Annotated in this window: 1 protein-coding gene and 2 pseudogenes; all 3 read left to right on the forward strand. The window is 34.5% G+C overall.

Annotation, left to right across the window (positions count from 1 at the left end; translation table 11 throughout):
- Window positions 1-1,283: pseudogene (locus A9239_RS15015) on the forward strand (transposase); the annotation flags it as partial.
- 467 nt (window positions 1,284-1,750) lie between these two features.
- Window positions 1,751-2,122, forward strand: coding sequence for a PRC-barrel domain-containing protein (locus A9239_RS15020; protein WP_048118042.1), 372 nt, complete (start codon window positions 1,751-1,753; stop codon window positions 2,120-2,122).
- A gap of 265 nt (window positions 2,123-2,387) precedes the next feature.
- Window positions 2,388-3,257 (forward strand): annotated as a pseudogene (locus tag A9239_RS18550) (IS256 family transposase); the annotation flags it as partial.

Consider the following 3,257-nt stretch of genomic DNA (forward strand, 5'->3'; position numbering starts at 1 on the left):
CTTGATCTCAATAGTTTAATCGGTTTGTTAAGCTACAAATTAACTGATAATTTTAGTATCAAAGAAGCTGGCAAATGGTTAAATCAGAAAGAGATTCTGGATATCTTAAATCTTGGAAGTTTTCACGAAAGAGTTCTTTACAGAACTCTTGAGCTTTTGGGACGTAACAAAGAGGAAATTCTGTGTGATATTCTGGACTCTCTCTTTTCTACTTATGGTTTTGAAGAGACGAATATAAACCTGGATTGGACAAGTATAGTTCTTCACGGAACTAAAGCCAACCTTGGTAAATTCGGATATAGCAGAGATCACGGACCTGACAAGTTGCAGAGAACAGTTGGAGTTAGTGAGTTAGCTGATCCCATAAACATACCTATCGAAGTTACAGTGAATAAAGGAAACGTTCTTGATCTTGAGCACTTTTCTGATACTTTTAACCAGGTTAAAAGTAGGCTTAAAAAAGGCTCTCTTATTGTTTTTGATAAAGGAGCTAATAACAAAGACAATCTCAACCTTATACTGGATGCTGAAATGGATTATCTCACTTCCATGAAGCTGAATAAGAGTGATGATAAAATAATTGAGAACTTTGATCTGGAAAGAGCAGAATTGATTGATTCCAAAAAATGTATATATGGAATAAAAATCGTTAAGCTCAGTACTATTAAGTACTTTTATTTCTCTGAATCTCTACAGAAAAAGCAGTTAGAAGTAAAAGCAAGAGCTGCTATGAGGAAATTACAGGAAGAAAAATAAGTTCAAAAGGCCATATAACAAAAAAATCTTCCCAAAAGATTCAGAGTAAATAATGAGTTGATTGAGATTAATTACTCTTTTAGAACTAAGCTCTTCGAGCTTAGTGACGAGGAAGCTATTGAACTCCTGAAAGCTTCACTGATTAATGGGAGAGAAGGATTTTTCTGTCTGAAATCAAACAGGGATTTGACACTTGAAGATGCATTGATAACATACAGAAAAAAAGATTCTATTGAGAAAATATTCCATTCATTGAAGAACGAAATAAACATTAAACCGTTGAGAGTGTGGTCGGATGATAGCATTTATGGAGCTATTATCCTTGGTTTTATCGCTCAATTATTCATATCGCTGATGCGAGATGAATTTGAAGGGATAAAACACGTATCTACAAAATTCATTAAAAAAGCTTGAAGAATTTGACACTTACAATCAAATTCAAGATAAATGGAGTAAAAAACTATATTTTTGCGAATTTTGACTGGATAAATAGCTTAATAGTAGCAAAAATGAATGGAATTACATAGAATATATAACAAATTTTTATAAACTTAAACAAATTGTCAAGTCCATTTGGGATAAAAAGAAGGGAAATATTCAGTAACAATTAGTGGATACTGTCAAAGTCAGGTTTTATTTCAAAATGCTTCACCACCGAAAACTGGTACAAAAGTATCAATTAATGACCCCAGGTTGTACTTTAGAATTACAGCAGTTTCAAAAATATCTCGCACTTCGGGAAAATTCATAGATATTATCTTGCTCACTGTTTTTTTACTGGGAACACGACATCAAGTTCTTAAGAAATGTATATTATTAATGAATTACTAATATTAATAGAATAGTTCATTGGGGTAACCAAGAAAGAAAAACTTCCATACTTAAGTCTGGAATGGAGAAAAGACAGGCGGAAAGAATGTAATGCTTCTCTGTACTTTTGAAAGAGGTAAATAAAAGACAGTAAGTGTGAATAATACATTAGGAGTTGAAGTTTATGGGAATAGATGAAGAACTGCACGTTCCAAAGAAAATGAATTTTGTGCCGACAACGAAAATAAAAGGATCTAAGGTCTTAACTATTAAAGATGAAGAACTTGGAAAGATTGAAGAAGTCATGATTGACTCTGAACGGGGAAGAATAGCATACGTAATACTTGCTTGTGATTGTTTTATTGGTATGTCCTGTAAATTATTTGCCATTCCCTGGGAAGCTCTTAAAGCAACTCGAGGTGATTATATCCTTAGAGTTGAGAAAGGAGCATTCAAAGCGGCAGAAGGTTTGGGCGACAACGTGTGGACTTTAACTCGTAATGATTTGACTAAAATATATGAAAAGTATAACGTTCCTCCTTACTGGGAAGTTTAAATGCCCATTTTCGAGTAATGAGATAAAAATTGTTGCTTCCAATCCCATTTCCTTACAGATGTAGGACTTATGCAGTTGAACTGAAAAATCAACAGCATCAAACCACTAACTGTAGTAGACCATTAACTGTCTAAAACAGGATTTCAATCCACAGTTTCTTCCGTGATTGATTTTGAATTTCAAGTGCGTACAGTCCTAAGAAAAAGACAGAAAAGACTTGAAGTTCTCAGAATGGGCAGTGTAGCGAAAGTCCTGTAAAATATGATTGACTCTATATCCATTTTCTTCATCACAAAAAATAGGATGTAGAGTCAATGATTAATGTATTCTCATTCAAAAAGATTATCTTGTCGATCAGGAAGATGGAATTCGCCAGTTAATTACCTGGTTTTTAAATCTTGTCATGGAGAAGGAAGCCCTTCTCCAATCTTGTGCACAAAGTTATAGCGTACTGATTCACGAAAAACCAGTAGAAACGGCTACAAATCCCGCACTCTCCTTACCAAATATGGAGAACTTGAATTGTTAAAGCCTCAGTTCCGTGAATTTCCTTTTGAAACTCAGGTATTTGAAAAATATTCCAGGGTTGAAAAGTCTATATTAGCTGCTGTAGCGGAATCTTACCTTCAAGGTGTTTCTTCCACCCGACGGGTGGAAAAGGTCATGACTGCTTTAGGATTAGAGGGAATCTCGGCCTCTTCTGTTTCCAGAATTACTAAAGACCTTGATGAGAAAGTTGAAGAATTTCTCTCAAAGCCAATAGAACATGAAATTCCTTACCTTTTTGTTGATGCGATTTATCTTAAAGTAAGAGATTGACTCCATTATGAAAATAAAGCTCTTTTTGTAGTTGCTGGAATCAGAGATGATGGTTTACGTAAGATTCTTGGAGTAAGATTGGCAGACAGTGAAGACTCTCTATTCTGGGAAGATCTATTCGAAGACCTGAAAGAAAGAGGGTTAAGAGGCGTCAAGTTAGTTGTTTCTGATGGTCATAAAGGGATACGAAAAGCATTTAGAGAATCCTTTATTGGATCAAGCTGGCAGATGTGTCATGTTCATCTGATAAGACAAGTTCTAAAAAAGGTTCCAAAAAAGAAACAGAAAGAAGTATCAGAAAAAATAAAAGAAGCAT

Source organism: Methanosarcina sp. A14 (assembly GCF_001729375.1).
Taxonomy (GTDB): Archaea; Halobacteriota; Methanosarcinia; order Methanosarcinales; family Methanosarcinaceae; genus Methanosarcina; species Methanosarcina barkeri.

Excerpts from the sequence above, each read along its gene's own strand:
- A9239_RS15020 (WP_048118042.1), top strand. The coding sequence starts at position 1,751 with ATGGGAATAGATGAAGAACTGCACGTTCCAAAGAAAATGAATTTTGTG.